At 70.2% G+C, this 25,888-nt stretch carries 30 protein-coding genes; 12 read left to right on the top strand and 18 right to left on the bottom strand.

All coding sequences use genetic code 11. From position 1 onward, the window contains the following. Window positions 1–239 precede the first annotated feature (239 nt). From ACLJQ7_RS23740 to ACLJQ7_RS23730, 3 genes are all read right to left on the bottom strand, one after another. A complete protein-coding gene (locus ACLJQ7_RS23740) occupies window positions 240–1,388 on the bottom strand; it encodes a family 43 glycosylhydrolase (RefSeq protein ID WP_410650375.1) in 1,149 nt (382 codons plus the stop codon). Then, window positions 1,385–2,197, bottom strand: a complete 813-nt coding sequence (locus ACLJQ7_RS23735; RefSeq protein WP_410650374.1) for an endonuclease/exonuclease/phosphatase family protein — start codon at window positions 2,195–2,197, stop codon at window positions 1,385–1,387. Before ACLJQ7_RS23735 ends, ACLJQ7_RS23740 begins: the two co-directional genes overlap by 4 nt. A 175-nt stretch (window positions 2,198–2,372) precedes the next feature. Then, the gene (locus ACLJQ7_RS23730) at window positions 2,373–2,660 is read right to left on the bottom strand and encodes a VOC family protein (protein ID WP_410650373.1); all 288 of its coding nucleotides are present in this window, start codon (window positions 2,658–2,660) and stop codon (window positions 2,373–2,375) included. Window positions 2,661–2,756: 96 nt separating this feature from the next. Between ACLJQ7_RS23730 and ACLJQ7_RS23725 the strand changes: the two genes are divergently transcribed. From ACLJQ7_RS23725 to ACLJQ7_RS23715, 3 genes are read left to right on the top strand one after another with little or no spacing between them, the layout of a single operon-like run. Beyond that, on the top strand, window positions 2,757–3,149 hold the full coding sequence (locus ACLJQ7_RS23725) for a hypothetical protein (RefSeq protein ID WP_410650372.1): 393 nt from the start codon (window positions 2,757–2,759) through the stop codon (window positions 3,147–3,149). Between the two features lie 55 nt (window positions 3,150–3,204). Next, window positions 3,205–3,873, top strand: coding sequence for a DsbA family protein (locus ACLJQ7_RS23720; RefSeq protein ID WP_410650371.1), 669 nt, complete (start codon window positions 3,205–3,207; stop codon window positions 3,871–3,873). Beyond that, window positions 3,870–4,436, top strand: coding sequence for a vitamin K epoxide reductase family protein (locus tag ACLJQ7_RS23715; protein ID WP_410650370.1), 567 nt, complete (start codon window positions 3,870–3,872; stop codon window positions 4,434–4,436). Before ACLJQ7_RS23720 ends, ACLJQ7_RS23715 begins: the two co-directional genes overlap by 4 nt. Here the strand turns inward: ACLJQ7_RS23715 and ACLJQ7_RS23710 are convergent. Together ACLJQ7_RS23710 and ACLJQ7_RS23705 are read right to left on the bottom strand one after the other, a co-directional pair. Then, window positions 4,415–5,650 carry an MFS transporter gene (locus tag ACLJQ7_RS23710; RefSeq protein WP_410650369.1) on the bottom strand — a complete coding sequence of 412 codons (1,236 nt, stop codon included), beginning with the start codon at window positions 5,648–5,650 and terminating at the stop codon, window positions 4,415–4,417. The genes ACLJQ7_RS23715 and ACLJQ7_RS23710 overlap by 22 nt on opposite strands. After that, the gene (locus ACLJQ7_RS23705; protein WP_410650368.1) at window positions 5,647–6,696 is read right to left on the bottom strand and encodes a PLP-dependent cysteine synthase family protein; all 1,050 of its coding nucleotides are present in this window, start codon (window positions 6,694–6,696) and stop codon (window positions 5,647–5,649) included. The genes ACLJQ7_RS23710 and ACLJQ7_RS23705 overlap by 4 nt, the downstream gene beginning before the upstream one ends. Before the next feature lie 540 nt (window positions 6,697–7,236). On the opposite strand from ACLJQ7_RS23705, the gene ACLJQ7_RS23700 reads away from it, so the two are divergent. The 4 genes from ACLJQ7_RS23700 to ACLJQ7_RS23685 all read left to right on the top strand — a co-directional run bounded on the left by ACLJQ7_RS23700 (window position 7,237) and on the right by ACLJQ7_RS23685 (window position 11,001). Next, on the top strand, window positions 7,237–8,283 hold the full coding sequence (locus tag ACLJQ7_RS23700) for an NlpC/P60 family protein (protein ID WP_410650367.1): 1,047 nt from the start codon (window positions 7,237–7,239) through the stop codon (window positions 8,281–8,283). Window positions 8,284–8,320: 37 nt separating this feature from the next. Continuing rightward, window positions 8,321–8,683, top strand: a complete 363-nt coding sequence (locus ACLJQ7_RS23695; protein ID WP_410650366.1) for a BlaI/MecI/CopY family transcriptional regulator — start codon at window positions 8,321–8,323, stop codon at window positions 8,681–8,683. Next, window positions 8,680–9,588 carry a M56 family metallopeptidase gene (locus ACLJQ7_RS23690; protein ID WP_410650365.1) on the top strand — a complete coding sequence of 303 codons (909 nt, stop codon included), beginning with the start codon at window positions 8,680–8,682 and terminating at the stop codon, window positions 9,586–9,588. Before ACLJQ7_RS23695 ends, ACLJQ7_RS23690 begins: the two co-directional genes overlap by 4 nt. Before the next feature lie 318 nt (window positions 9,589–9,906). Then, complete coding sequence (locus tag ACLJQ7_RS23685) at window positions 9,907–11,001, top strand: S1 family peptidase (protein ID WP_410650364.1); 1,095 nt, start codon at window positions 9,907–9,909, stop codon at window positions 10,999–11,001. Here ACLJQ7_RS23685 and ACLJQ7_RS23680 read toward each other — a convergent pair. From ACLJQ7_RS23680 to ACLJQ7_RS23660, 5 genes are all read right to left on the bottom strand, one after another. Beyond that, a complete protein-coding gene (locus ACLJQ7_RS23680) occupies window positions 10,974–11,402 on the bottom strand; it encodes a hypothetical protein (protein WP_410650363.1) in 429 nt (142 codons plus the stop codon). The genes ACLJQ7_RS23685 and ACLJQ7_RS23680 overlap by 28 nt on opposite strands. Window positions 11,403–11,618: 216 nt before the next feature. Continuing rightward, window positions 11,619–12,725 carry a VanZ family protein gene (locus ACLJQ7_RS23675; RefSeq protein ID WP_410650362.1) on the bottom strand — a complete coding sequence of 369 codons (1,107 nt, stop codon included), beginning with the start codon at window positions 12,723–12,725 and terminating at the stop codon, window positions 11,619–11,621. Further along, window positions 12,718–13,011: a hypothetical protein gene (locus tag ACLJQ7_RS23670; RefSeq protein ID WP_410650361.1), complete on the bottom strand. Its 294-nt coding sequence runs from the start codon at window positions 13,009–13,011 to the stop codon at window positions 12,718–12,720. Before ACLJQ7_RS23670 ends, ACLJQ7_RS23675 begins: the two co-directional genes overlap by 8 nt. Before the next feature lie 95 nt (window positions 13,012–13,106). Next, a complete protein-coding gene (locus ACLJQ7_RS23665) occupies window positions 13,107–13,271 on the bottom strand; it encodes a hypothetical protein (protein ID WP_410650360.1) in 165 nt (54 codons plus the stop codon). 80 nt (window positions 13,272–13,351) lie between these two features. Beyond that, window positions 13,352–14,278, bottom strand: coding sequence for a MurR/RpiR family transcriptional regulator (locus ACLJQ7_RS23660; protein ID WP_410650359.1), 927 nt, complete (start codon window positions 14,276–14,278; stop codon window positions 13,352–13,354). Between the two features lie 144 nt (window positions 14,279–14,422). On the opposite strand from ACLJQ7_RS23660, the gene ACLJQ7_RS23655 reads away from it, so the two are divergent. Genes ACLJQ7_RS23655 through ACLJQ7_RS23645 form a run of 3 tightly spaced genes read left to right on the top strand, consistent with a single transcriptional unit; the run spans window position 14,423 to window position 17,462 of the window. Continuing rightward, window positions 14,423–15,814: an MFS transporter gene (locus tag ACLJQ7_RS23655; RefSeq protein WP_410650358.1), complete on the top strand. Its 1,392-nt coding sequence runs from the start codon at window positions 14,423–14,425 to the stop codon at window positions 15,812–15,814. After that, on the top strand, window positions 15,811–16,251 hold the full coding sequence (locus ACLJQ7_RS23650) for a GAF domain-containing protein (RefSeq protein WP_410650357.1): 441 nt from the start codon (window positions 15,811–15,813) through the stop codon (window positions 16,249–16,251). The genes ACLJQ7_RS23655 and ACLJQ7_RS23650 overlap by 4 nt, the downstream gene beginning before the upstream one ends. Next, a complete protein-coding gene (locus tag ACLJQ7_RS23645) occupies window positions 16,248–17,462 on the top strand; it encodes an amidohydrolase family protein (protein ID WP_410650356.1) in 1,215 nt (404 codons plus the stop codon). Before ACLJQ7_RS23650 ends, ACLJQ7_RS23645 begins: the two co-directional genes overlap by 4 nt. A 67-nt stretch (window positions 17,463–17,529) precedes the next feature. Here ACLJQ7_RS23645 and ACLJQ7_RS23640 read toward each other — a convergent pair whose 3' ends face one another. From ACLJQ7_RS23640 to ACLJQ7_RS23605, 8 genes are all read right to left on the bottom strand, one after another. Then, entirely contained in the window at window positions 17,530–18,900 is a 1,371-nt protein-coding gene (locus ACLJQ7_RS23640) for an aldehyde dehydrogenase (NADP(+)) (protein ID WP_410650355.1), read from the bottom strand. Continuing rightward, window positions 18,897–18,974: a hypothetical protein gene (locus tag ACLJQ7_RS23635; RefSeq protein ID WP_410650665.1), complete on the bottom strand. Its 78-nt coding sequence runs from the start codon at window positions 18,972–18,974 to the stop codon at window positions 18,897–18,899. Before ACLJQ7_RS23635 ends, ACLJQ7_RS23640 begins: the two co-directional genes overlap by 4 nt. A 58-nt stretch (window positions 18,975–19,032) precedes the next feature. After that, entirely contained in the window at window positions 19,033–20,034 is a 1,002-nt protein-coding gene (locus ACLJQ7_RS23630) for a proline racemase family protein (protein WP_410650354.1), read from the bottom strand. Next, complete coding sequence (locus tag ACLJQ7_RS23625; protein WP_410650353.1) at window positions 20,035–20,946, bottom strand: dihydrodipicolinate synthase family protein; 912 nt, start codon at window positions 20,944–20,946, stop codon at window positions 20,035–20,037. Then, the gene (locus tag ACLJQ7_RS23620) at window positions 20,943–22,304 is read right to left on the bottom strand and encodes an NAD(P)/FAD-dependent oxidoreductase (protein WP_410650352.1); all 1,362 of its coding nucleotides are present in this window, start codon (window positions 22,302–22,304) and stop codon (window positions 20,943–20,945) included. Before ACLJQ7_RS23620 ends, ACLJQ7_RS23625 begins: the two co-directional genes overlap by 4 nt. Beyond that, window positions 22,301–22,609, bottom strand: a complete 309-nt coding sequence (locus tag ACLJQ7_RS23615) for a (2Fe-2S)-binding protein (protein WP_410650351.1) — start codon at window positions 22,607–22,609, stop codon at window positions 22,301–22,303. Before ACLJQ7_RS23615 ends, ACLJQ7_RS23620 begins: the two co-directional genes overlap by 4 nt. Next, window positions 22,606–23,778, bottom strand: coding sequence for an NAD(P)/FAD-dependent oxidoreductase (locus tag ACLJQ7_RS23610; RefSeq protein WP_410650350.1), 1,173 nt, complete (start codon window positions 23,776–23,778; stop codon window positions 22,606–22,608). Before ACLJQ7_RS23610 ends, ACLJQ7_RS23615 begins: the two co-directional genes overlap by 4 nt. A 78-nt stretch (window positions 23,779–23,856) precedes the next feature. Further along, a complete protein-coding gene (locus ACLJQ7_RS23605) occupies window positions 23,857–24,456 on the bottom strand; it encodes a helix-turn-helix domain-containing protein (RefSeq protein WP_410650664.1) in 600 nt (199 codons plus the stop codon). 229 nt (window positions 24,457–24,685) lie between these two features. Here ACLJQ7_RS23605 and ACLJQ7_RS23600 point away from each other — a divergent pair, with 229 nt between their 5' ends. Both ACLJQ7_RS23600 and ACLJQ7_RS23595 read left to right on the top strand, forming a co-directional pair. After that, window positions 24,686–25,429, top strand: coding sequence for a hypothetical protein (locus ACLJQ7_RS23600; protein ID WP_410650349.1), 744 nt, complete (start codon window positions 24,686–24,688; stop codon window positions 25,427–25,429). Continuing rightward, window positions 25,429–25,818 carry a hypothetical protein gene (locus tag ACLJQ7_RS23595; RefSeq protein ID WP_410650348.1) on the top strand — a complete coding sequence of 130 codons (390 nt, stop codon included), beginning with the start codon at window positions 25,429–25,431 and terminating at the stop codon, window positions 25,816–25,818. The genes ACLJQ7_RS23600 and ACLJQ7_RS23595 overlap by 1 nt, the downstream gene beginning before the upstream one ends. Window positions 25,819–25,888 lie beyond the last annotated feature (70 nt).

The raw sequence follows: 25,888 nt of genomic DNA, 5'->3' as shown, positions 1-25,888 counted from the left end.
ATCGCGGCTCGCCTCGTCCCGGACCATCGGGGCAGCTTGCGGACTCGTCGTCGCGGCTGCGCTACACCTGGTGGTAGGGCTCGCCCTACCACGCCCGCCGAGAAACAGGTGGTTTCGGCCGGCTCCCTCGGCCATCACCGCAGGAGCCGGCCGTCCGTCACTCCCGGCCGAGGGCCATCGTCGGATCTTCGAGCGCGGAGGTCATGGTTCTCGACTCCGTTGGTGTCGCATCCCGTGGGTCACCAGCTCACGCTGAACTCGGCCGCGGCCCCGCTGCCGGTTTTCGTCAGCTTCGCGATCCGGCTCCGCCGTTCCGGCGAAGGATCCTCATGCGGAAGCAAGCTCGCGTCGGTGATGTAGTTCCACGAAGCCCACCACGAACCGTCAGGCGCCTGGAAAGCGTTGAACGCGCCGGGACCCCGCTTGTTGCCCGGCAGGTTCTTCTTGCGGAACCGGTCCGGCAGGCCCGGCCGGAACCGCGGCTCGGCGTCCGGGTCCGGCTGGTAGGAGAAATACGCGCGCTGCCCGGCCATCGGAGTGCACCGGTTGTCGGTCAGCGCGGTGCCGCAGTAGGCGACGCCGGTCGAGTAGCGGTTCGCGTACCAGTTGTTTCCCGAGTAGAAGAGGTACCAGTCACCGTCGATGCGGACGGCGTTGGGATTCTCGATCGTGAGGACGTCGTCCGACGGGCTGTTGTGGTGTGTCCACTCGAGATTCGCGTTGTCGATGAGCTTCGTCGCGTCGGCTTCGGTTATCCGCCGCACGTGGCGGGGCCGATCGAACTCCAGCTTCGCCGCCCCCAGCGCGGTGACGCGGTCCTGCGTCCACGCACCGTTGCGCAGGGTCAGCCAGACCTCGCCCTGTCCCCTGCTCACGTCGGCGTCGATCGCCCATCCGCGCTCCGGGCAGAACAGCGGATCGGCGTTGGCGACGAACCCTCCCGTGGCCCGCAGCGAGGTGGCGTAACCGATGCAGTGCTTCGCCTGTCCGGCGGGTTCGGGGCCGGGAAGCGCAGCACTGTAGAAGACGTAGTAGACGACGCGGCCGTCCTCCTGATGCGCGAACAACGCCGGTGTCCACAGTGGAGAGTCGGGTCTCGCCCAGTAACCCGCGGGGAACGTGACGTCGTCCCAGGCGTCGCCGTCGACAGCGCCTCGGCGCTGGAACGATCCGCCGCTGAACTCGATTTCGGTGTACGGCAGTTTCTTGCCGGGGACACTCGCACCGACCGCGACGTAGGTGTTCGTCTCCGGTACCCGCATCAGATCCGCCGCCGGGAACCGGAAGTCAAGCGACTCGTCGCGGGGCCCGGTTTCGGCCGCCGCGGCAGGCACGGCCGTCAGGAGGCTGACGCCGCACAGGACGGCGATCAGGGTGCGCCGCATCATCGGGTCACCGTCACCCGGGCGCGCACCGGACGGTGGTCACTTCCGTAGCCGCCGAGGGCGGCCACCTCGGTCCCGGCCGAGTCCTTCTTCGCCCACACATGGTCGATGGACCTGTCGCCGTGGCTCGGCGCGCCGGAGGAATCGGCCACCCGCCGCAGACCGGTCATCAGGTCCGAACCCGGTTCGGCGTTGAAGTCTCCCATGACGATCGGTTCGGCCGCGCGTGACGAGAACCAGTCCGCGGTGTTGCGGACCTGCAGGTTGTGCAGTTCGCGGTTGAGGTCGAAGCGCTGCGCGGACGGGGTGAGGTGCACGACGCCCACGACCCACTCGAAGCCCGCGCCGCCCACCCGCACCCAGTTCACGTACTTCGGCGGCACCCAGCAACCGCAGTCACCTGCTTCCGCGGGGCCGGTACCGGGTGTGGACGGGTCCACTTTGGACGCGGGTGAGATCTCGCCGGCACCGTGGCCGGTGATGGTCATGTTGCCCCGCACCAGGATGGCGTTGTGCTTGACCGCGCGGCGGTCCGACTCGTAGAGGGGGACGTACCCGGTCGCGGCCGCGGCCTCCTTCACCACCTCCTCCCGGTCGGCGACCTCCTGCAGCCCGATGACGGCGGGGCGTTCGGTCTCGATGAGACGGACGAGGTCGGCCTTGAGACCGCCCGCGTCGCCCACGTTGTAGGTGACGACCTTGATCGTGCGTTCGGTCGCCGCCTCAGCGGCTTCCGCGCCGGGCACCGTGACGAGCGCGGCGAACGGCACCAGCAGCGCCAGCGCGAAGGTCTTGCGCCTCGAATGCTTCATGGGATTCCCTCCAGTGTCGATGACGGAGGGAATCGGACCATCGGCGGCCCGCCACGGGCAACGCTCCGCGCGATGCCGTCATTTTCCGGAAAGGATTGGCCCGCCTACTCCGGGCCGAAGTCGGGGTTCTCCCAGACGAAGGTGACCTTGTTGCCCGCCGGATCCACGATCTCGGTCAATTTGACGAAGCCGAAGTCCTGGATCGGACCGCAGTCCACCCCCGCTCGGCGAGGCTGCCGACGGTTTCGCCGATGTCCTCGACGACGAGGACCACGGTGCTCTTACCCGCGGTTTCCGGATCGTGTGCCACCTGGAGCCCGGCGTTACCGGTGATCCGCCATTCCGCGACGCCTTCCATGGGTTCGGTGTCGGGCCGCCGTCCGATCCACCGCTCGTACCAGGTGACGGCGGCGGCGTGGTCGGAGACCGGCAGGACCGCGTAGACATCCTTGAAGCTCGGCAAGGTCAGCCGTCCTTTCGCTCGGGGATCGCCGATCAGCCTAGGCCGGTTTGTCCGAGTTCGCCTTGGCTTTACAAGGTCACCTTTACCCTGCATCGCGTGACCGGCAGACGGACTGTGAGGCTGACCGCGCGGCTTTTCGCCGTGCTGGCCGTGCTCACCGCCGTCGCCCTTCTGCAGGGCGCCCTGTGCAGTGACGGCGCGGCGGCAGCCGGCTCGCCGTGCGCCCCGCTGTTCGCCGCCGAGGCCACTCACACCACGACCCCGGCCGACGAATGCGCGCCGGTGACGGCCCTGCTGAGCTCGGCGGACCGGTCTCTTCCGGACAACCACCTCGACGACGTCGCGGGCATCGGCATGGCACTGCTGGCCGCCCTCGTCCTGCTCGTCCGGCATCATCGCCCCGGTGGGACGGGAGTACCGCCGTCCTCCCCGCCGAAGCGTTCGACGGCCACTCCACCGCTCGTCCAGCTCTGCGTTTCCCGCACCTGATCCGGCACGCCCATGCCGCTTTCAGTTGCCGGAACCGAGCCAAGGACACAACAGAATGACCAAGAACACGAAGGTTTCCCTGACGGTCGTGGCCGTCGTCGTCGCGGTCGTGGCCGCGTTGCTCGTCTTCACCGATCTGGGTGAGGACGCCCCGACCGCGCAGGGGGACGCACCGCCGGTGGTGCCCGCGTCGATCCTCGTCCGGCCGGACAGCCATCGGCTCTCCGATCCGGCGGGCAGCAAGGTGACCGTCGTGGAGTTCCTCGACCTCGAATGCGAGGCGTGCGGCGCCGCGTTTCCCGGCGTCGAGCGTCTCCGCGCCGAGTACGGCGACAGGGTCACCTTCGTGATGCGCTACTTCCCCATCCCGAGCCATCAGAACGCCGAACTCGCCGCGCGGGCCGTGGAGGCGGCGGGTAAGCAGGGCAAGCTCGAACCGATGTACCGCCTGATGTTCGAGAAGCAGCCGGAGTGGGGCGACCAGCAGGTCTCCCACCGCGAGACCTTCCTCGGATTCGCCCGCGAACTGGGTCTCGACCTGCCTGCCTTCGAAACCGCGCTGGACGACCCGGTTACGCTCGGCCGGGTAGTGGCCGACCGCACCGACGGCGCGAACGCCGGCGTCGAGGGAACGCCGACTTTCTTCGTCAACGGCGTCAAGTTCTCGGGGTCGCCGTCCTATCAGGGGCTCAAGGCCGTCATCGACCGGGAGCTCGCGAAATGACACCGTTCGCCGTCCGGGCGACGCCGTGGGTGCTGCTGATCGGTGGCGCGCTCGGGTTGCTGGCTTCGTTCGTGCTCACCGTCGAGAAGATCGCGCTGCTCAAGGACTTCTCCTACATCCCGACCTGCAGTGTCGACCCGGTGCTCAGCTGCGGGTCGATCATGAAGACGCCGCAGGCCGAGCTGTTCGGTTTCCCCAATCCCTTGCTGGGGATCGCCGGGTTCGGTGTCGTCGTGACCACCGGGGTCGCGGTGCTCGGCGGCGCGAGGCTCCCCCGCTGGTACTGGCTGGGCCTGCAAGTGGGCGCCGCCCTCGGTGTCGTCTTCGTGCACTGGCTGATGCTGCAGAGCCTGTACGTCATCGGCGCGCTGTGCCCGTACTGCATGGTCGTCTGGGCGGTCACCATCGCCGTCTTCTGGTACACGACCCTGCACAACCTCCACAAAGGACCGGAGGTGAAGGCGGCGATCCGGTACCACAGCGTGGTTCTCGTGGTCTGGTACGCCGCTATCACCGTCGCGGTCCTGCAGGCCTTCTGGAGTTACTGGACGACGCTCGTCTGAAGGCGGCGGCTCCGGTCGAGAGCACGCAGCCCCCACGCACAGGCGGCGCCGATCACCGTCAGGGCGAGCCACGGGAATTCCGGGAAACCCGCCCGGCGCGCGAGGTCGAAGACGGTGCCGGTGAAGAGGTTGCCGAGGAGGATGCCCACGCCGACGATCGTGTTGTAGAAGCCGTAGTGCGTGGCGACCAGCCGGTCGCCCGAAAGCCGCACGACGGTGTCCATTTCGAACGGGAAGACGACGACCGTGCCGACGGCCAGCAACGCGGCGGAGAGCAGCAGTCCGGCGCCGGCCGCGGCCGGTCCGGCCCGGGCGACCGTCAGCGGTGCGACGAAGGCCACGGCCATGAACACCATCCCCGCGGCCAGGCAGGTGCCGGGCGGCCACCGGTCCTTGAACCAGGCCGTGATCTTGAGCTGCCCGGCGATGGCGAGGCCGCCCGAGATCACGAACAGCCCTGCGATGAGCACGGTCGCCGACGTTTCCGAGCCCGTGATCCGGCGTGCCTCCATCGGAAGCGCGAGGTAGGTCTGGAAGGACAGCACGTACGAGCCGATCATGACCAGCGCGAAGAGCAGGAAGGACCGGTTCGCCGCGACGATCCGCCAGTCCGACCGGATCGACGAGGTGCCCCCGCCGCTTTCGTGTGCGGGCAGCGCACGTATCTGCACCACGGTCAGGACACCGAAGACCGCGGCGGCGACCAGGCAGGTCAGCCGGAAGTCGACGGCCGTCAGCGCCAGCCCGACCACCGGCCCGGCGAGGATCCCGCCCTGGTAGAACACGTTGAACACGGAGAAGGCCTCCAGGCGCCGCTCCCCCGCGTCCGCCGCCAAGTACGCCCGGACCGCCGGGTTGAACAGCGCCCCGGCGAACCCGGTGGCCGCGGACGCGACGATCAGCGACGGCAACGACGACGTCACGCTCAACAGCGCGAATCCCGCCGTCCGCAGCACACATCCGGCGACGATGAGCGGTTTGTAGCCGAACCGGTCGGCCAGCGTGCCGCCGACCAGGAACATGCCCTGCTGCGAGAAGTTGCGGATCCCCAGCACCAGGCCGACCGCCCAGCCCGCCAGCCCCAGCGGACCCGAAAGGTAGCCGGCGAGGTACGGCATCAGCATGTAGAAGCCGACGTTGATGGTGAACTGGTTGACCATCAACACTTTGCTGGGCCGGTCGAAGGAGCGGAACCGCTCGGCGAACCCGGTCACAGCGCGGGGTCCACGACCGTGCGGCACCGGGTCCAGCGTTCCACCACGCGTTCGCCGGGATGCGCGATGACGTCCGGTTCCCGGGCCGGGACGACGTCGAGCAGGCCGTGTCCCGCGCAGTACTCGTCGTTGTAGACGGTGTCGAAGTACCGCTGGGGACCGTCCGGGAAGATCGCCGCGATCCGGACGTCCGGATCGTGCGTGCGGGCCAGCCAGGCGGCCACGAGGGCGACCGCGCCGACACTCCAGCCCCCTGTCGCGTACTGCGCGGCGGCGAGACGTCGGCAGGTCCACACCGCTTCGGCGGGCGCGACCCAGTGGACCTCCTCGAACGCGTCGTAGTCGACGTTGCGCGGATGGATGCTCGACCCGAGCCCGCGCATCAGCCGCGCGGTGGCGGGCTGCCCGAAGATCGTCGACCCGACGGTGTCCACGCCCACCAGGCGCAGCTGCGGGAAGTACCGCCGTAGCGCGCGGAAGGTCCCGGCCGAATGCCCGCCGGTGCCGACCGAGCACACCAGTACGTCGATCCGGCCCAGTTGCGCGGCCAGTTCGTCGGCCAAGGTCGCGTACGCGGTCACGTTGTCCGGGTTGTGGTACTGGTCGGGGCACCAGGAGCCGGGCTGCTCCGCCAGCACCCGCTGGACCCTGTCCCGGCGCGCCTGCTGCCAGCCGCCCACCGGATGCGGCTCGGTGACGAGGTCGACGCGGGTGCCGTGCGCGGTGAGCATCCGCCGGACGATCGGCTCCATGCCGGGATCGGTGACCAGGGTGACCGGGTGCCCGTGGACGATCCCGGCCAGCGCGAGCCCGAGCCCGAGCGTCCCGCTGGTCGACTCGACGATCAGCGCGCCGTCGGCGAGGTCGCCGCGGGCCTTGGCCGCTCCCACCATGTACAGCGCGGGGCGGTCCTTCATCCCGCCGGGGTTGAAGCCCTCCAGTTTGGCCCAGAAACCCTTACCGGAACCGGTGAGCTGTTCGTCGATCCAGAGCACGGGCGTGTTGCCGACGGCCGGCGCCGTGTGCCGGGGCAGGACTGCGTTCATCGAGGATTCGTCTTTCTATGCTGTGCGGACGGGACGGAACGGGACGGCGCGAGGCCGGTCAGGTCCGCGAGACGCACAGCTCGACAAGTATCCGGGGCCCGCTTCGGCCGATTGGGAGCAGCCGGGTGTTCCCACGCACCACAGGCGAAACGACGGGCGCCGACCGGGGCGGGAGATCCCGGATGGGCAGGGATTCCTCACCTCGGACCGCGACGGCGGTGAACGGGCGGGCGTGCACGTGACTTTCATGCGGCGGACACGACGAGTCGGGTGAGACCGACGTGACGGCAAGGGCATCGCCGTGCCCGTTCAGGCAGCCGACGGCCCCGGACCCCGCCACGACGAGCATCAGCAAGGCCGCGACGAGTCGACGAAGAGTAGCCGGAGAAACACTCACGGTTCCCACCGTAGCAAAGATCGGCTTCCTCTCCCATGCGACCTAGTACTAGCCGTCTTAGTAGTACTTCACCGGGCACTCACAGCCGTCCCCGTACTACTAAGCTCGATAGTTGAACCTGTGCGACAGGAGATTCGGCACCCGTGACCCCACACCGGCGTTCGCCGCGGCACCCCCTCGCCGCCACCGCCGCCCTCATGATCCTCGGCTTCGGCGCGCTCCCCGCGAGCGCGCAACCGGCGCCGGACGCCCCAGATCCGATGCGGCGTTACCAGGAACTCGGCGCTCAGGCGGCCAAGACCGACGAGGATCTCCAGGAATCCCAGGGACGGCTGAAGACCCGCGAGAGCGAACGCGACCAGGCCACGGCCGCCGTCGGCCGGGCCGACGGCGAACTCACGCAGGCGCGGTCGGCGATCGATCGTTTCCGGCCGCAGGTCGAGGCGATCGCGCGGTCCGCGATGAGCGGCGAGCGGCTCGGCAACGCCGTCCTGCTGCTCGACAGCGGCAGCAGGCAGGAGTTCCTCGACCGCTCCTCCGCGCTGTCGGTCTTGGCCGAGGAAAAGGCCAAGGCGTTGAACGGGCTGCGCGACGCGCTCGCCAAGGCACAGACAGCGCGTACGGCGGCCGAGGACGCGCGGGAAATGGCCCAGCTCGCCGCGAACGACGCGACCTTGGCGCTGGACCAGGTCCGCGACCGCAAGAAGGACCTCGACGACCAGATCGCCAAGGTGCGGCAGGCGCTCGGGCAGCTGCCCGCCGCCGACAAGGCGAAACTCGGCAAGGTCCAGGACAAGGGCAGCTACCTCGGCCCGCCCGGCGCCGCGAACGACGCGCTGCAGGCGGCATTGTCCAAACGGGGCTCGCGGTACGAATGGGGCGCCACCGGGCCGGGCGAGTTCGACTGCTCGGGCCTGACGTCGTGGGCGTACAAGCAGGCGGGGATCTCGCTACCGCGCACCAGCCGCCAGCAGTACACCGCGGGGAAGGCCGTCCCGTTGGACGCGCTCGTCCCTGGTGATCTCGTCTTCTACGACGACGGCACCGGCGACCCGGGAGCCATCCACCACGTCGGCATGTACGTCGGCGGCGGCAAGATGGTCGACGCGCCCACCGAAGGCCAGCTGGTCGACGTCCGATCGGTCAAGGGCGACGGTCATCTGATGGGCGCGCGGCGCATCGTCGGCTGAGCGGGAGCGGCACAGTATCGTTCCCGGCGGAGGTGTCATGCAACGGCTGGGCGAGCTCGAAGCGTCGGTGATGGACGTGCTCTGGGACGCGGCGGAACCCTTGCGGGTGCGCCAGGTCCTCGAGGCGATCAACCGGGATCGCGACCTCGCCTACACCACGGTGATGACGGTGCTCGACAATCTGCACCGCAAGGAATGGGTCGAGCGCGAAATGGAGAATCGCGCGTACCGCTATCGCGCCGTGGCGACCCGTGAGGAGGCCACCGCGCAAAGCCTGCGCGAACTTCTCGACGCCTCGGACGACCGGGAATCGGTGCTGCTGCATTTCGCGCGCTCGGTCACCGAAGAGGAGTCGGACATCCTGCGGCGGGCCCTGCGACGGAAGCCCGGCAAGCGATGATCCTGGCGGCGGTGCTCCTATTCGGCGTGGTGGTGATCGGCTGGTGTTCACCCCGGCTGCTGGGCAGGCTGACCGCCGGCGGGATCAGCCCCGCCACGGCGCTCGCGTGGTGGCTGCTGACCGCGCTCGGTGTCCTCGTCGGCGCCCTCGGCGCCGTCCTGCTCCTCGTCCTGCCGGACCACGGCCCCGCCGGGGCCATCACCCGGCTCCTCCACGAGTGCTGGGCGGCCGTCGGGCACAGCGGCCTTCCCGGTCTTGATCCGCTCGCCGGCGCCTTCGCCGGCGTCGCGGTCGCGATCGCGACGGCCCGGCTCGCCGTGTCCACCGCCCGGCGCCGGAAACGCAGCACGCTGCTGCACCGGCGCCATCTCGACGTGCTCTGGTTGTCCGGCGCCCGGCCGGGGCCGACGCTGTGGCTGCCCGACGACCGGCCGATCGCCTACAGCCTCGGCGGCCGCGGCGGCCTGATCGTCGCGAGCCAAGGCCTGGCAGGCAGGCTCTCGCCCCGCGAACTCGACGCGGTGCTGGCCCACGAACGCGCGCATCTGCGCGGCAGGCACCACTTTCTGGCCGGCTGCGCCGAAACCCTCGGCCGCGTACTGCGGTTCGTCCCGCTCATGCGCGAACTCCCCGGCGCGGTCCGGCTGCTCGTCGAGCTGGCCGCCGACCGGGCGGCCGCGGCCGGGCACGGACCGGAGACGGTGCGTTCGGCGCTGCTGTCGATCCACGCGGCAGGTGGCGGTGATACCGCGCTCCGGTTGCGCTGGCTGGCCCGGCACGCGGGCCGCCCGGCGCGATTCCCGGAACGGGTGCGGGCCGTCGCGGGCGGAACGCTGGCGTTGTTCGCCGCGCCCGTGCTCACCGTCGGCCTGATGTTCACGGCGGGCCTCGTTTCCTGCTGGTGAAAGAAACGCGTTCGTCACCGATGCGGACGAACGGGTTCAGCGCGGACACCATCAGGTGACGGGCCGTTTTCGGTCAGGAAAGTCCTTTTCCCGAACGGACGTACGAACATCGCTGACCGTCGTTCACCGGTCGGCGAATCGGGGACGGCAAATCGTGCAGTCTCCACTCACACGAGTGAGGACCCACGATTCCGCTGAGCCGGAAAGGCGAATTCCCGGCGCTACTCAAATGGCGGCATTCGGCCGGTGCCGCCCTGTCGTAACGTCGGTCAACGTACTCACCTCGCAACGAATTCCCTGCATCCCATGGAGGTTTTCGTGATCCGACGTCCTCTGCGCACCCTGACCGTCCTGGTCGGGGCCGCGACAGCTGTAACCGCCTTCGCGGCACCGGCTTCGGCGGCGCCATCGGTGCTGACCGAAACCGCGGGTCCGGCCACGGTGGCCGCCGCCCAGCAGAAAATCGGCACCTCGCTCGGCGCCACGTTCGCCGGCTCCTGGCTGGACACCACGACCGGCGAACTGGTCGTCGGTACCACCGACGCGAGCCGGTCGTCGCGGATCCGCGCCGCGGGCGCGATCCCGAAGGTACTCCGGCGCAGTGCCGCCGAACTGAAGCAGATCCAGTCCACATTGGACAACAAAACCGCGGGCCTGCCCGGTTCGGTCGCCGGCTGGTACGTGGACGTGCCGTCGAACGACGTCGTGGTCAGTGTGGTGGCCGGCGATCCCGCCGGTCTGGCGTGGGCCGCCTCCGCCGGGGTCCCGGTCCGGGTGGAACACGTGAAGAGCGCGCCGCGTCCGTTGTGGAGCGTGATCGGCGGGCAAGGGCTGTACTTCGACGGCGGTGCGTGTTCGGTCGGGTTCAACGCCTATGACGACGACGATCATTACGTGATCACCGCGGGCCACTGCACCGAACTCGGCGGCACCGTGCGCGGCGACGGCGGCACGATCGGCAAGGTCGCGAGATCTTCCTTCCCCGGCAACGACTACGGGACGGTCAAGGTGACGCACTCCGACGTCTCGACCCCGCCGCGGGTCGACCGGTACGAGGACGGGTCCGACGTGCGGATCGAAGGAGCCGACGTGGTCGGCGTCGGCGGCCGGATCTGCCGGTCCGGGATCACCACCCACTGGCACTGCGGGCGGGTCGAAGCGCTGGACCAGACGGTGAACTACGGCAACGGGAACATCGTGCGAGGCCTCACCCAGACCGACGCGTGCGCCGAACCCGGCGACTCCGGCGGCTCGTTCGTCAGCCGCCCCTCGTCGGGCTCCGGCACGAAACTCGTGCAGGCACAGGGAATGACCTCGGGTGGTTCCGGTGATTGCGACGAGGGCGGCACCACGTTCTTCCAGCCCGTCAAGGAGGTGCTCGACCGCTACGACCTGACGCTCGAAAAGGACTGATCTCCCGTGGCGAGGGGCGGCCGGCCCACCGGCCGCCCCTTGATCAGGCCGGCGAGCTCGACGGCCTCGGCGGCCAGCGTCTCGATCTCGGCCCAGCGGCGGCGGATCCGCTCGTGATCGGGCACCAGCGTGCCGGAAACCATGCCCAGGAACAGGTTCGCGTCCGTCCCGGCCTCCGCCAACCGCAGGAAGGGCCGACGGTCTTCTTCGGTTCCGGCGCCGTGCTCGGCGGCCCATTCACGGGCTCTCATCCCGGCGTCGTGGCAGGCGTCGACGAGAAGGGTCCGGATCTCCCCAGGCCGGTCCCCCGGGCGCGCGGGAGGTTTCCCCATCAGCGGAAAGATGTTCCAGGCCACCGACAGCAGGCAGTCGGCCACTTCGTCCATCGTCTCCACGTCCACCGGGCGAGTGTTCCGGCCCGTGCGCCCTGCCAGGCGCAATGACGCGCGGGACGGGCAGGGTCGACCCGATCGGGTGGTGCCCCAGGCCGGGTCTCGTGAGTGGTACGGACGAAGCGCCCGTGGCTCAAGACCGCACTCGCGTGATCAGAGACGTAACTCGCGTGTTTGGAGACGTAACTCGCGTGATCAGAGGCGGAACAACGAGTACGGGTCTGATCACGCGTCCGTGCCACTCGCGAGACTTGGCACCGCCTGGTCGTCGGGTTCGCGCGCGTCGGCCATCCGCAGGCCGGCGATCAGCCCGGACAGTCCCTGGTGACCTTCGGGCCGGAAGGCGAGGATCCCGCTCGCGAAGAACAAGAGGTTCGCCAGCGGTTCGAACCCGCCGTTGACCACCGACGCCAAGGTGAGCAGCGTGAAATAGCCGCCGGAACCGGCCAGGAACCGCACGACCATCCGCCACAGGGCGGGCTTCCCGCCATCCGGGCCGACGGGGCGCAGCAGCACGACCCGCTGGCCGAAGCTGGCGCCGTTGCCGACGACGGGAACGACGAACAGCAGGAGCAGAGCCGGCAGGAAGGTGCCGATCAGCGCGGTCACCACGGTGTTCGGCTCGCCGGCGAGCAGGGTCGTCACGATGCCAACGGTGGTACCGAGCAGGACGACCGACACGACGTCGACGGCCATCCCGAGCAGGCGGCGGCGCGCGGTGACCGGCCGCGGCGCCCCCGGCGGCGCGGACGGTTCGTTCCCCGGCAGCAGCCGCAACAACGGGGCGAGGCCGAAACCGACGGCCGCGCCGAGGGTGTTGGTCAGTAGGTCGTCGACGTCGGCCAGCCGGTACGGGCACTCGAACAGGAACCAGACGCCGGTCAGCTGCGTGCACTCGATGAACAGCGAGACCGCGAAGCCGATCGCGACGGTGGCCACGAATCCGCGCCGGAAGAGGTGCCGCACGAACATCCCCAGCGGCACGAACAAGGCGACGTTGAAAACCGCCTGCTGGACGGCGGGATTGCGCAGGAACGCCCGCAGTCCGGCTCCGGTCTGCTCGCGCCGGATGTCAGCGACGAACTGGAACGGGCGCAGCTGCAGGTGACCGGCCACGTGCTCGGCGCACGTCGTCGTCTCCGGGATGGGGAGCAACGTGTAGGTCCACAGGGACATGGCGTAGACCAGGAAACCGAACACCAGCAGGACCCGCCAGAGCCCGAGTTCCCCGCGGCGCCGGTAACTCGCGGCGACGTACGGGACGGCCAGGAGGCCCGCGAGCACGAAACCCGCGACCACCGCGATGACCGCGGAGACGGTCGGATCAGTCACTCGCGGAAGTTAACAACGCGCGCTCCGGCGCACCCGTCACGCCACCTGGCCGGGTGACGGCGAGGGCTCGCTGATGCGCGAGCGCGGCGATGGCGAAGGTCAGATGGACGACGACCCAGTTGCGGTCTTCGCGGTGGACCCGCTGCAGCAGGTCGAGAGTGGCGTCGCCAGGACTGCGGCCCTGACGACAGGCGTCGATGAACGCCTGGGTCAGGTCGTCGACGTTCCTCCGGAACTCCGCGAAGGCGTCGACGGGTTGAGAACTGGAGCAGAGATCCACGGTCACGTCACAGAGCGTTTCATATCGCGACACAAAGTTACGAATTGGCAGAGCCTGAATCACTCACATGAGGTAGGCGCCGCGCCGCTCTGTGCTCTGCGTCACGCCGAAGCGAGACCGGCAGGCATCCGGCGTTCCCGATCGGCCGCCTTCGCCCGGCGAGTGACCGGGAAGCGCTGATCGAGTTCCACCAGCAGCGGGGTCACCGCCATCAGCGCCAGCAGGGCGAGCCCGGCGTATGCGCCCAGAGTCGCGATGATCGTCATTTCGGCCTCCTCGGTCCCCGTGCCGCCTGGTCCGGCGGCCTGGAACCAGGATCGCCTCCCGCCAGGGGCCGGCGGATCGGTCATCCGGCGGAGACGCCTCGACCGGTCGGCCTTTTCGGTACTGTCCGATCGGCCGATCCCGGGCGGCGGTGCAGCAGGTCGAACCGCGACCACATGGCCTCGGCCGCCTCGATGGACTCGCCCGTGCGAACGGGGTCGACGGCGGCGAGCTGGGCGACGATCGCCTGCACCAGGCTCATCCCCGCGGTCAGCGACGGGAAGAAGGTCACACCCTCGGCGGGCACCATCAGCACCTGCTCGACCGCGCCCGCCAGCGCGGGACTGGCCGCGTCGGTGATGGCGAAGGCACGCGCCCCCCTGGCCTTGGCCTCGTTCGCGGCGAGCACCGTGCTTTCGTACAAGCGCCAGAAACTGATCGCGATGAGCACGTCTTCGGACGTCAGTTTCGCGGTGGCGTTGGCGAGTTCGGCGTCGCCCGCCGTGATCGCGTGGACGTCGTATCCGGCGAGCCGGGCGTTGTGCGCGAACGCGATCCCGACCGCGGCGTAGCTGCCGTCGGCGATCACGACCGTGCGGCGCGCCCCGGCGACGGCCTCCGCGACGTTGCGGATCTCGTCCTCGGCGACGCGCCGGTTGAGCAGGGCGAGGCTGTCGAGATCGCGGCGCAACGACGCCGAACCCGGCGAGTCGACGTCGCGATGTTCCTCGGCCACTTGCGGCGCGCTCAGTGACGACATGTACCGCGCCCGCAACTCCTGTTGCAGCGCTGGCCATCCGGCGAAACCCAGCGCCTGCGCCGTCCGGGTGACGGTGGCGACGTTGACCCCGGCGAGCTGGGCGAGCTCGGCCGTCGAGCCGAACGACGCGCGACGCGGCTGCGAGACCAGCACTTCGAGTACGGCGGCCGCCTTCGGCCGCAGGCCGCGCTCCGGTGTGCGATCCCGAAGCCATGCCTCGAAACCGTCGTCGGTTCCCGTCTCTGTCACGCGTACCCTCCCTCGACGGCGTCACGGTAACGCATCGTGCCCGGCGGACCACTTGCAACAACCATTGCAGTTCTGCCGAAACGCAGTATACGTTGTCCGCACTCTCGTGACTCCTCGTCGCCCGAACCACGGAAGGCGTTCCCCATGACGCTTCTGGCACGACTGGACCGGCTCCCGCTGAGCCGTCCCCATTACAAACTCCTGCTGATCGGCGGGCTCGGCTACACCTTCGACGGGATGGACTCCGCCGTCGTCGCCTTCCTCCTGCCGAGCGCGAAAGCCGTCTGGGGCCTCGACAACGGCCAGCTCGGGTTGATCGGTTCGGCGACGCCGTTCGGTTTCCTCTTCGGCGCGATCGCCGCCGGGCTGCTGGGCGACCGCATCGGCCGCAAGAAGGTCATGATGTACGCGCTGGCCTTCTACGCGGTGTTCTCGGTGGTCGCCGCCTTCTCCCCTAACTACGAGGTCTTCCTGGGCGCCCGGGTACTGGCCGGCGCCGGAGCCGGAGCCGAAAGCGCCATCATCGCGCCGTTCCTGTCGGAGTTCGTCCCCGCCAAACGCCGCGGGTGGTTCGTCGGCGCGCTGGCCGGGTTCTTCTCGTTCGGCTTCGTCATGGCCGCGCTGATCGGCCGGTTCGTCGTCCCGACGGTGCCGGAGGGCTGGCGGGTCGCGCAGCTGATCACCGCGCTGCCGATCGTCATGCTGCTGTGGTGGCGCCGTTCCCTGCCGGAATCACCGAGGTTCCTGGTCGCGAACGGGCGGCATACCGAGGCCGAGAAGATCGTCACGAAACTGGAGCGGGACGTCGAAAAGGCGACGGGGCAAGTGCTTCCCGCCGTCGCGGCGGCCGAGGCCCAGCCCGCGACGGAGACCCCCAAGGTCAATCTCCTCAGCGCGCTGAAGTTCTTGTGGAGTCCGGCGATGGCCCGCCGCACCGCGGTGATCTGGACCGTGTGGTTCGTGATCACGTTCTCCTACTACGGCTTCTTCTCCTGGATCCCGACACTGCTCGTCGAACGCGGCATCACGGTGACCAAGAGCTTCGAGTTCTCCATCATCATCTACCTGGCGCAGATCCCCGGGTACTTCTCCGCCGCGTGGCTGTCGGAACGGCTCGACCGCAAGCACACCATCGCGCTGTACCTCGCCGGGTCCGCGGTGAGCGCGTTCTGGCTGAGCCAGATGGACGCGCCGTGGTCGATCACCCTCGCCGGGGCGGTGCTGTCGTTCTTCCTCAACGGCACCTACGCCGGCGTGTACTCCTACACCCCCGAGGTGTTCCCGACCTGGATCCGCGCCAGCGGGACCGGGCTGTCCAGCGCGTTCGGCCGGGTCGGCAGCATCCTCGCCCCGACGATCATCGGCCTGTCCGCGGCGAGCCTCGGTTTCGCCGGCGTCTTCGGCATGACCACCGCCGTCCTGGTGGCCGGGGTGGTGGTCGTGGTCGTGTTCGGCCTGTCCACCGCCGGCCGTTCCCTGGAAGAACTGACCGAACACGGCGCGCCCGTGAAGACCGCGAAGGAGATGACCAAGTGACCGTGTCGCTGTCCACTGTGGAGGACAAGACCCGAGCCACGATCGGCGTACGGCTGTTCACCGTGCTGGCGTGGGTGCCCGAACGGCGGGCGCTGCGCCGGGTGCACAGCAGCCACCCCGTCGAGTATCCGGTCGGCGGCGAGAAGACCGTCGAGGTGGCCGCCGGGTGGCTGGAGCGGTGCATCATGGGGCAGGAGCCCTACTTCGGGCCGGACAGCGCGGCGGTGCGGGAGATCTTCGCCGACCACGAACTCATCGACCGGCTCGGCTGCGGTGCGGTGATCAATGTGCCGGTGGTGGACGGAGGCCGCACGCTCGGCGTCCTCAACCTCCTCGACGCCGAAGGCAGTTACGACGACGATTCCGTCACGGCGGCCCGTTCTCTGGCACCGTTGGCGGTCCCGGCCCTGCGCGAAATCCTGGAGGAGACCCGATGACCGGATCGCTGCTGCTGCGCAACGCCCGTCTGCTCGACCCGGTCAAGGGCGAATACACCGAGGGAGATCTCCGGTGCGCCGACGGCCGGATCGTCGAGATCGGCGCCGGGCTGGCCGCGGCCGACGCGCGGACCGAGGACCTGCGCGGCGCGTTCGTGCTGCCCGGACTGGTCGACGCCCACGTGCACGTCACCGCGTCGACCGCGGATCTCGGGTCGCTGCCCGCGTCGTCACCGTCCTACGTGACCGCGCACAGTGCCCGCACCATGAGCCGGATGCTGGACCGGGGCTTCACCACGGTCCGTGACGCTTCCGGCGCCGACTACGGCCTCGCCGACGCGCAGGCCGAGGGGTTGTTCCGCGGTCCGCGGCTGCTGTTCTGCGGACGCGCGCTGAGCCAGACCGGCGGGCACGGCGACAGCCGGACGCGCGGCGCCAACGCCAGCGACGACCACCCGTGCTGCGCCGGTCTCGGCCGGGTCGCCGACGGGGTGGACGCGGTCCGCGCCGCGGCGCGCGACGAACTGCGCAAGGGAGCGCATCACATCAAGGTGATGGCCTCCGGCGGCGTCGCCTCCCCCACCGACCGGATCGACTCGACGCAGTACTCCGCCGAGGAGTTGCGCGCCATCGTCGAGGAGGCGGAGTCGGCGAACCGTTACGTCGCCGCGCACGCCTACACCGCCCGCGCGGTGAACCGCGCGCTGGAACTGGGCGTGCGGTCGATCGAGCACGGCAACCTGATCGACGACCTCAGTGTCGAACTGTTCCTCCGGCACGACGCGTATCTCGTGCCCACCCTGGTCACGTACTGGGCCTTGAAGGAGGAAGGGCGCGAGCACGGGCTGCCGGAATCCAGCTGGCGCAAGGTCGACGACGTGCTCGGCGCGGGGCTGGCCGCCCTCGAGAAGGCCGCCAGGGGTGGCGTGAAAATCGTGTACGGCAGCGATCTGCTCGGCGGGATGCACCGGCACCAGAACCACGAGTTCCGGTTGCGCGGCGAGGTCCAGTCCGCGCTGGAGGTGGTCCGCTCCGCGACGTCGACGGCGGCCGACCTGCTGAACCTGACCGGCGAGATCGGCACACTCGCGCCGGGCGCGCACGCGGACCTGGTCGTCGTCGACCGGGATCCGCTGGAGGACATCGGCGTCCTGGCCGAGCCGGAGAAGTTCCGGCACGTCGTGCAGGGCGGGACCGTGGTCTCCCCCTGACGCGTTTCGTCCTCTGCTTGCGGTAGTTGCCATGCGCAAGTACCGCATTCAGAGGACGAAACGCGGATCAGGAGATGCGCTGCGGGACGTCCCACGGGTTGTCGTCCCGCAGCGGCTCCGGCAGCAGGTGCGACGGCCAGTCCTGATAGGACACCGGCCGCAGGAAGCGTTCGACCGCCGCGGTCCCGACCGACGTCGACGCGGGTGACGTCGTCGCCGGGAAGGGTCCGCCGTGCTGCATCGCGGCGGTCACCGCGACCCCGGTCGGCCAGCCGCCCCACAGGATTCGCCCGCTGCGGTCGGCGAGCACCGGGCGCAGCGCCTTGACCTCGGACGCCTCTTCGGGTAGCGCGTGCACGGTCGTCGTGAGCTGACCGGGCAGGGCCGCCAGCACCGGGAGGACGTCGGTGAGGCGCGAGTACCGCACCACCACGCCCAGCGGGCCGAAGCACTCTTCAGCCGCTTCCGGCACGAAGTCCTCCAGGGCGACTTCGAGCAGCTGCGCGCCCGGTTCCCGGACGACCTCGCGCATCCCCGGGATCGCGGCCAAGCGTTCCGCGCCGGTCCGGAATCCGGACGCGATGCGGTCGTTCAAGAACGGCGCGGGCGGGACCTCGCGCAGCCGTTCGGCGACGAGCTCCACGAACGGGCTGTCCGACGGCACGAACACCAGGCCGGGATTCGTGCAGAACTGACCGTTGCCCTGCGTCAGCGAACCGGCGTAGCCCGCCGCCAGTCCCTCCGCCCGCGAGCCTGCCGCGCCGGGCAGGACGATCACCGGGTTGACGCTGCCGAGCTCGCCGTGAAACGGGATCGGGACCGGCCGCTCGGCCGCGATCCGCGCCAGCGCGAGCCCACCCGACACCGACCCGGTGAAAGCGGCGGCTGCGATCGCCGGATGACGCAGCGCTTCCACGCCCGCGGCTTCTCCTTCGACGAGGCCCAGGAGCGCGCCCCAGCGGCCGAGGGCCTCCACGACGACCGAAGCCGTCCTGCGGGACAACTCCGGATGCCCCGGATGGGCCTTGATCACCACGGGGCAGCCGGCCACCCACGCCGACGCGGTGTCGCCGCCCGCCACACTGAACGCGAACGGGAAGTTGCTCGCCGCGAAGACCAGGACTGGGCCGACGGCGGTGCGGTACCGGCGCAGTTCCGGCCGGGGGCCGGGCGGCCACGACGGATCGGCGCGGTCGATCCGGACGTCGTAGTACGAGCCGCTTTCGGCCGCGAGCAGCCGCAGCTGGAACGTCGTGCGGGCCAGCTCACCGGTCAGCCGCTTCGTTCCCAGCCGGGTCTCGGCGTCGGCGATCTCGATCAAGGACGGCCCGGCCGCGTCCAGCGCGCCGGCCACGCCGGTGAGCACCGCCGCGCGCGTCTTCGGGTCGGTCGCGGCCCATTCGGCGGCGATCTCCGCCGCCTTCTCGATTTGCTTCATGCTTCCTTCCTCTCCGGGTTCTCCACCGAGTTCCGGAATCCGAACAGCGCGTACACCACCAAGCCGAGCACCATCCAGGCCGCGAACCGCAGCCAGGTCAGCGCGTGCAGGGAAAGCGTCCTTCAGCCCACGTCAGAGCACGAAGCCCGCGGGGAACGGGTCGTCCGGGTCGAGCAGGTAGGTGGCGTTGCCGGTGATCCAGGCACGTCCGGAGAACTCCGGGACCACGGCGGGGACACCGCCGACGGTGGTCTCGGCGACGAGTTCGCCGGTGAAGGTGGTGCTGATGAACGAGCTGTTCTCGAACGGCGTGTGCAACGGCAGCTCGCCGCGAGCGTGGAGCTGGGCCATCCTGGCCGAGGTGCCGGTGCCGCAGGGCGATCGGTCGAACCAGCCGGGATGGATCGCCATGGCGTTCCGCGAGGCGCTGGCATCCGACCCCGGCGCGAGGAACTGGACGTGCTTGCAGCCGCCGATCAGCGGATCGGCGGGATGCTTCGGCGGCCGCTGGTCGTTGATCGCCGCCATGATGTCCAGCCCCGCGGCGAGGATCCGGTCCTTCTCCGCCCGGTCGAACGGGATGTCCACTTGGGACAGTTCGAGGATGGCGTAGAAGTTTCCCCCGTAGGCCAGGTCGTACCGCACCTCGCCGAGGCCGGGCACCTCGACGACGGCGTCCCGCTCGGCGAGGAAGGAGGCGACGTTGCGAAGTTTGACGCGGACCGCGCGGCCGTCCCGGACCTCGACCTCGGCGTGCACGAGCCCGGCCGGGGTGTCCAGGCGCACCACGGTCTTCGGCTCGGTCACCTCGACCATGCCGGTCTCCACCAGCACGGTCGCCACGCCGATCGTCCCGTGCCCGCACATCGGCAGGCAGCCGGACACCTCGATGTACACCACGCCCCAGTCGGCGTCCGGCCGGGCGGGCGGCTGCAGGATCGCGCCGCTCATCGCCGAATGGCCGCGCGGCTCGTTCATCAGGAACTGCCGCAGATAGTCCATGTTCTCCATGAAGTACCGGCGGCGTTCGGCCATCGTGTCGCCGGGGATGACGCCGATCCCGCCGGTCACCACCCGGGTCGGCATGCCCTCGGTATGCGAGTCGACGGCGGTGATCGACCGGATCGACCGCACCTACTCCACCCCCAGCGAGGCGAGCGCGCGGCGCATGTCGGCGGTGACCTGCTCGCGGTGCTCCGCGGTCAGCGGGCCCCGCGGCGGACGGCACGGCCCGCCGTAACGGCCGACGAGGTCCATCCCGAGTTTGATCGCCTGGACGAACTCGGTGCGCGAGTCCCAGCGGAACGCAGCGACCAGCGGTTCGTAGAGCGCCCTGGCCTCTTCGAGTTTGCCGGACCGCGCCAGGTCGAACAGGCGCACCGACTCGGCGGGGAACACGTTGGGGAATCCGGCGAACCAGCCCGTCGCGCCCATCAGCAGGCTCTCCAGCACGACGTCGTCGGCACCGCTGATCACGTCCAGGCTTGGTGCCTGCTCGCGGATCTCCAACACCCGCCGGACGTCGCCGGAGAACTCCTTGACCGCGACGACGTTGTCGATCTGCGCGATCTCGGCGAGCAGGGCCGGCGTGAGGTCGACCTTGGTGTCGATGGGGTTGTTGTAGACCATCACCGGCAGCCCGACCGACGCCACCGCTTCGAAATGCGCCAGCACCTCGCCGCGGTTCGCCCGGTACATCGTGGGCGGCAGGCACAGCAGGCCGTCGGCGCCGTCCTCGGCGGCGACCTCGGCCCAGTACTTGGCCTGGTGCGATCCGGGACCGTGCACGCCGACGACGACGATCCCGTCCTCGCCGACGGTTTCGATCGCGGTGCGGGCGGCGCGACGGCGTTCTTCGTCGGTCAGCGACGAGTATTCGCCGAGCGAGCCGTTCGGGCCGACGCCCCGGCAGCCGTTGTCGACCAGCCACCGGCAGTGCGCGGCGTAGGCGTCGTAGTCCACGGCCAGCCCGGCGGGGGCCGACGCGTCTTCCCGGTACGGGAGGGCGGTCGCGACGACGACGCCACCGAGGTCGGGGGTGCTCATTCAGGTTCTCCTTCGGTTCGGGCGGCGAGTTCGCCCAGCCGGATCGGCTGGATGATCGGGCGGTGGTGCCGTTCGGCCCCGCCGCAGAGTTCGGACACGGTCGGACCGCAGACGCGGCCCTGGCACGGGCCGAGGCCGGCCCGGGTGCCGAGTTTCAGTGCGTGCGGGCCGGGACAGACCGTGTCCTCGGCCGCACGTCTTAATTCTCCGTACGTGGTTTCCTCGCAGCGGCAAATGATCGTGTCTTCGCGCAGCCAGCTTCGCCAGGCCGCACCGATCGGGTGGGCCGTGGCGAGGCGTTCGGTGAAGGTGAGGGCACGGTCACGGGCGCGGAGCAGCCCCGGCGACGGCTCGCCACCGGCGGCGACGCAGCCGGCCACCGCTCCCTCGGCCGCGGCGGTGACCGCGCCGCCGATCCCGGTGATCTCTCCCGCGGCGAAGACACCGTCCACTGTGGTCCGTTGTGTGGCGTCGACCCGGACGAACCCGTCGTCCAGGGCACAGCCGGCGGCGACGGCGAGTTCCGGTTGCGGAACGAAGCCGTGGCCGACGCAGACCGCGTCGACCTCGAAGGTCCGCTCGGTGCCGGGGACGATCGACCAGTCGGCGCGGACCTGCGCGGTCACGACCTCGCGGACGCGGTCCGCTCCGCGTGCCTCGATCACCGCCCGCCCCAGCCGGTACGGAACCCGATGCCGGGCCAGCGCCGCGGCGTACCGCACCAGTTCACCGGCCTTCCCGGCGTGTGCGGCCAGGCGCCACGACTGGGCCGACCATCCTTTTCGGACGGTCGAGAACGGGTTCGCCTCCAGCACCGCGACCACCTCGGCCCCGACGCCCAGCAGCGATTCCGCGACCGGCAGCAGGAACGGCCCGGCCCCGGCGACGAGGACCCGCTCGCCGATCGCGACCCGCTCCCCCTTCGCCAAGGCCTGCGCCGCACCCGCGGTGTACACGCCGGGCAGTTCCCAGCCGGGGAACGGCAGGGTGCGGTCGTGCGCGCCGGTCGCGAGGATCAGCGCGTCCGGGACGAGGGCCAGCCGCCGTCGTCCCTTTCCGTCGGACTGCCCGCGCAGGACGTGCACCTTGTTCTCCACGCGGTCGAACGCCCAGACCGTGGAGCCGGGCCACCACCGGCACCGCGGATGCGAGAGCACCCGGCGGCGCCGATCGAACTCCGCCCGGCCGTGCTGGACCCGCTCCGGGCGCCGCGCCGCGTACGCCTCGGGGAGCATCCGGTGGTACTGGCCGCCGGGGGTTTCCGCCTGGTCCAGCACCGTGACCCGGGCACCTGCCCGCAGCGCGTGTTCGGCCGCCGCGAGCCCGGCGGGCCCGGCGCCGACGATCACCACGTTCACGTGGTCTCCTCCCGGGACTGGGTGCGGATCTCGTCCCCGTCGGCGGCCGGGCGGCGGCACGCGCGGACGTCGGGCACATCGTTCACCGTGAGCAGGCAGTCGAAGCACGCGCCGATACCGCAGAACACGCCGCGGGGCGCACCGGACCGCGTGGTGCGCCAGGAGGTCCGGCCCGTGGCGAGCAGGATTCCCGCCACGCTCTGCCCGGCGATCCCGGTCAGGGTCTCGCCGTCGACGGTGATCCGGATCGGCCGGTCGGTGCGGCCCACCGGATCGCGATCGCGCGGCAGCAGCCATCCACTCATGCGGCCACCTCCGTCAGGACGGCCGGACGGTCCACAGTGAACTCTTCGACACCCATCGCGGGCTCCGTCCCGGTGAGCAGCTCACGCAGCAACCGCGCGGTGCCGACGCTCAGCCCGATCCCGGCGCCCTCGTGCCCGGTGGCGTGCCAGAGATTCCCCAGCCGCGGATCCTCGCCGAGTACCGGAAGGTGATCATCGACGTAGGGCCGGAAACCGCCGTACGCGCGCATGATCGCGACGTCGGCGAGCGCCGGGAACAGGCGCAGTGCCTTGACCGCGATGGCGCTCAGCACGTCCGGGCGGATCGCGTCGTCGAAATCCACCCGGCGGCGTGACGAGCCGATCAGCACCGTGCCGCCCCAGGTCGACTCGACGACGGCGGAGGTCTGCAACGCACTCGAATCGGCACCGACCGCGCCGACGTAATCGGCGTCGTACACCTTATGCCGGATGACACCGGGCATCGGGGTGGTCACCAGCACCTCGCCGCGGCGGGGACGGACCGCGATCGCGGCGCCGAGCCGCGCCGACACCTGACCGGCCCAGGGGCCCGCGGCGTTCACGACGACGTCGGCCTCGATGACCTCACCGGGCACGCGGACGCCGGTGATCCGTCCGTTGTGGACGGTCGCGCCGACGACCTCGGTGTCGGAGCGCAGCCGGGCGCCGTGACGGAGCGCGGACCCCAGCAGGGCCAGCGCCGCGCCCGCGGGCTGGACTTGCGCGTCCTCCGGGTAGTGGAACGCCGCGGTCACCTCGCGGGTCAGCGCGGGTTCCGCTTCAGCGAGTTCCTTGGGAGACAACGGTTCCGCGCGAACACCGGGCTGCGACGCGGCGAACGCGGCGAGAGCGCGGGCTCCGTCGCCCGTGGTGGCGACGACGATGCCGCCCTTGGGGTCGTATTCGATCGCAGAAGCGGCGCGGGCGTCCTCGTCGGCGATCTCGGCGACGACCTGGGGCCACAACGCGGTCGAAAGCTTCGCGAGTTCGAGTTCCGCGCCGGGCCCCTTGTCGGAGACGAGAATGTTGCCCTCGCCGTGCGACGTGGTTCCTCCGGCGGGACGGCCGCGATCCACGACGACGACGTCGAAGCCCGCCCGGCTCAGCTCACGGGCGCACGCGGCGCCGACGATGCCCGCGCCGAGAACGACCACGCGCGTTCGGTTCATCGACCCTCCAGCGTTCGGTAAAGCGAACGATCGGAGAGTAGGTTCCACCCCGGACGAGTGTCAATACCTCGGGATCGGTCAGCCCTTCAGCACCGGATGCGGCCTGCCGTCGAGCCGTTCGTCGGCGCGGTACTGCAGCAGGAGGACCGAGTGCACCGGCCCCTCCGACGCGGTGTAGCAGTGCGGCTCCCGGGCGTCGAAGGCGACGTAATCCCCCGGGCCGACCTCGACCCTGCGGCCCGCCACCTCGACCAGCAGCGATCCGGTCTGCACGATGGTGTGCTCGACCCCGACGTGCCCCTGCGACCGCTGCGGCGCGTCCCCACGCACCACCTGGTCGTACACCTCGAAGACGCCGTCACCGGTCTCGATCCGCCGCAGCGGCCGGAGATCCACTCCCTCACCGCTGAGCACCTCGACGTCGGCGCCGCGCACCACGGTGAGCGCACCGCCCGCCCGGTGGTCGAGCAGATCCGAGATCGCCACTTCCAGCACCCTGGACAGGCTGAACACGGTCTCGATGGTCGGATTGCCGCCGCCGGACTCCAGTTGCGACAGCGTCGCCTTGCCGATGCCCGACCGCCGCGAAAGCTCCGACAGCGAAATACCCCTCGCCGCCCTGGCCGCGCGCAGGTTGACCGCCAGCATGTCCCGGATCGAGGGCGTCTCGTCCTCCACCACCGCTTCTCCCCTGTCGTTCGTCAAACCGTACGACCTCGTTCGCTTTGCCGATCGAGTTCGCGGACATCATGACACGCCTGCCCAGACCGGGGGCATAGCCGCGGCCGATGGGGCGGCGCGATGGTGGACGGCGCCGGCCGCGATGAAACTCCTTCACCAACCGGTGTGTCACCGTCGACACAGGGTCACGGGCGCACCGTCGTTTCCTTCCAGCGAGGAGATTCCCGTGCAGCTGATCCGCAGATCCGCAGGCCGACGACTTCGGGCGTTCGGCGAGGTGCTCATCACGACCCTCGGGCTGACCGCGGCCGTGGCCACCGCGCCGGCGACGGCCGCCGCGAACGCGTGTCTCACCGGCACACTCGCCTTCGACCATCTCGACGCGGAAGCGGGGACGAGCAAACCGCTGCGCACGCAGGTGGCCCGGAACGCCAACTGGGAACTGTGGGGGCGCACTGGTTCCGGCACGGCGACCCGGCTCACGACGGGTATCACCGGCGCGTCCGACGGCCGGTTCACCGCCTGCCACACCGCGTCGCTCGCCGAGGCGTACGTCCGGTTCCGGTCGAGCAGTACCTCGATGTGGCGGGTCGTCAAAGCCGCGAACGACACCACCGACTTCACGTTCGACTCGGCACGCCGCGCCGCCGTGTCCGGCACCGTCGACCTCGGCACGGTGAAGGTGCCCTCGACACTCCAGCGGGCGTGGAAGGTCGTGGACACCCTCAACGTCCTCTATTGGAAACGCGCCAACCCGGTTTCGTCGTGCTGGACGGCGCGGCAGTCCGACGGGCGCTGCGACCGGATCACCTTCGTATGGGACCCGAAGGTCGCCGACGGCGGCTACTGGGACTACCCGGACACGAACTACGTCTTCCTCGGCACCACGATGCCCGACTCGAAGCACCTCATCCTCCACGAGGCGGGACATTGGCTCCAGTGGCAGCTCTACGGTCGCGACTCCCCGTAGTGGACAACTGCATTCCGCACTACGTCGAGAAGCGCAGCTCGGAATCCTGTGCGTGGACCGAAGGCTTCGCCGACGCCGTCGCCGCCTACGCCCTCGGCGACTACCGCTACGTCCGTGATGACGGGACGTCGGTCGGCTTCGAGAACGACGGCCCCACCCCCGGCTGGGATGACGGCGACACCGTCCAGGGCCGGGTCGGCTCGTCGCTGCTGGACCTGTGGGCGCCGGACGGCCCGGACGGCGGGAACTGGAACCGCACGATCGCGCTGATGACCCGCCACTTCAGCCAGGACTTCCGCGAATACTTCACCGAGGACCGGCCCGCCACCGGCCTGTCCACGACCGGTGCCGCCGAACGGATCCTCGCCGGGCACACCATCTGGTACTGACCAGGACCCGGAGGGCCGGACCGCGGCCCGGCCCTCCGGTGAGGAATGTGGCGTGACCGAGCCTCTGTGG

Source organism: Amycolatopsis sp. cmx-4-54, from assembly GCF_046548895.1.
GTDB lineage: Bacteria > Actinomycetota > Actinomycetes > Mycobacteriales > Pseudonocardiaceae > Amycolatopsis.
The sequence above is the reverse complement of the archived record's forward strand: the minus strand, read 5'-3'. Positions and strand labels throughout refer to the sequence as shown.

What these genes read in the sequence shown, in the direction of transcription:
- ACLJQ7_RS23635 (WP_410650665.1), bottom strand. Translation starts at nt 18,974, where the DNA reads ATGGTGCTCGGCTTGGTGGTGTACGCGCTGTTCGGATTCCGGAACTCG.
- ACLJQ7_RS23665 (WP_410650360.1), bottom strand. Translation starts at nt 13,271, where the DNA reads ATGACGATCATCGCGACTCTGGGCGCATACGCCGGGCTCGCCCTGCTG.
- ACLJQ7_RS23740 (WP_410650375.1), bottom strand. Translation starts at nt 1,388, where the DNA reads ATGATGCGGCGCACCCTGATCGCCGTCCTGTGCGGCGTCAGCCTCCTG.
- ACLJQ7_RS23705 (WP_410650368.1), bottom strand. Translation starts at nt 6,696, where the DNA reads ATGAACGCAGTCCTGCCCCGGCACACGGCGCCGGCCGTCGGCAACACG.
- ACLJQ7_RS23610 (WP_410650350.1), bottom strand. Translation starts at nt 23,778, where the DNA reads ATGAACCGAACGCGCGTGGTCGTTCTCGGCGCGGGCATCGTCGGCGCC.
- ACLJQ7_RS23695 (WP_410650366.1), top strand. Translation starts at nt 8,321, where the DNA reads ATGCAACGGCTGGGCGAGCTCGAAGCGTCGGTGATGGACGTGCTCTGG.
- ACLJQ7_RS23625 (WP_410650353.1), bottom strand. Translation starts at nt 20,946, where the DNA reads ATGAGCACCCCCGACCTCGGTGGCGTCGTCGTCGCGACCGCCCTCCCG.
- ACLJQ7_RS23735 (WP_410650374.1), bottom strand. Translation starts at nt 2,197, where the DNA reads ATGAAGCATTCGAGGCGCAAGACCTTCGCGCTGGCGCTGCTGGTGCCG.
- ACLJQ7_RS23655 (WP_410650358.1), top strand. Translation starts at nt 14,423, where the DNA reads ATGACGCTTCTGGCACGACTGGACCGGCTCCCGCTGAGCCGTCCCCAT.
- ACLJQ7_RS23690 (WP_410650365.1), top strand. Translation starts at nt 8,680, where the DNA reads ATGATCCTGGCGGCGGTGCTCCTATTCGGCGTGGTGGTGATCGGCTGG.
- ACLJQ7_RS23645 (WP_410650356.1), top strand. Translation starts at nt 16,248, where the DNA reads ATGACCGGATCGCTGCTGCTGCGCAACGCCCGTCTGCTCGACCCGGTC.
- ACLJQ7_RS23615 (WP_410650351.1), bottom strand. Translation starts at nt 22,609, where the DNA reads ATGAGTGGATGGCTGCTGCCGCGCGATCGCGATCCGGTGGGCCGCACC.
- ACLJQ7_RS23640 (WP_410650355.1), bottom strand. Translation starts at nt 18,900, where the DNA reads ATGAAGCAAATCGAGAAGGCGGCGGAGATCGCCGCCGAATGGGCCGCG.
- ACLJQ7_RS23715 (WP_410650370.1), top strand. Translation starts at nt 3,870, where the DNA reads ATGACACCGTTCGCCGTCCGGGCGACGCCGTGGGTGCTGCTGATCGGT.
- ACLJQ7_RS23720 (WP_410650371.1), top strand. Translation starts at nt 3,205, where the DNA reads ATGACCAAGAACACGAAGGTTTCCCTGACGGTCGTGGCCGTCGTCGTC.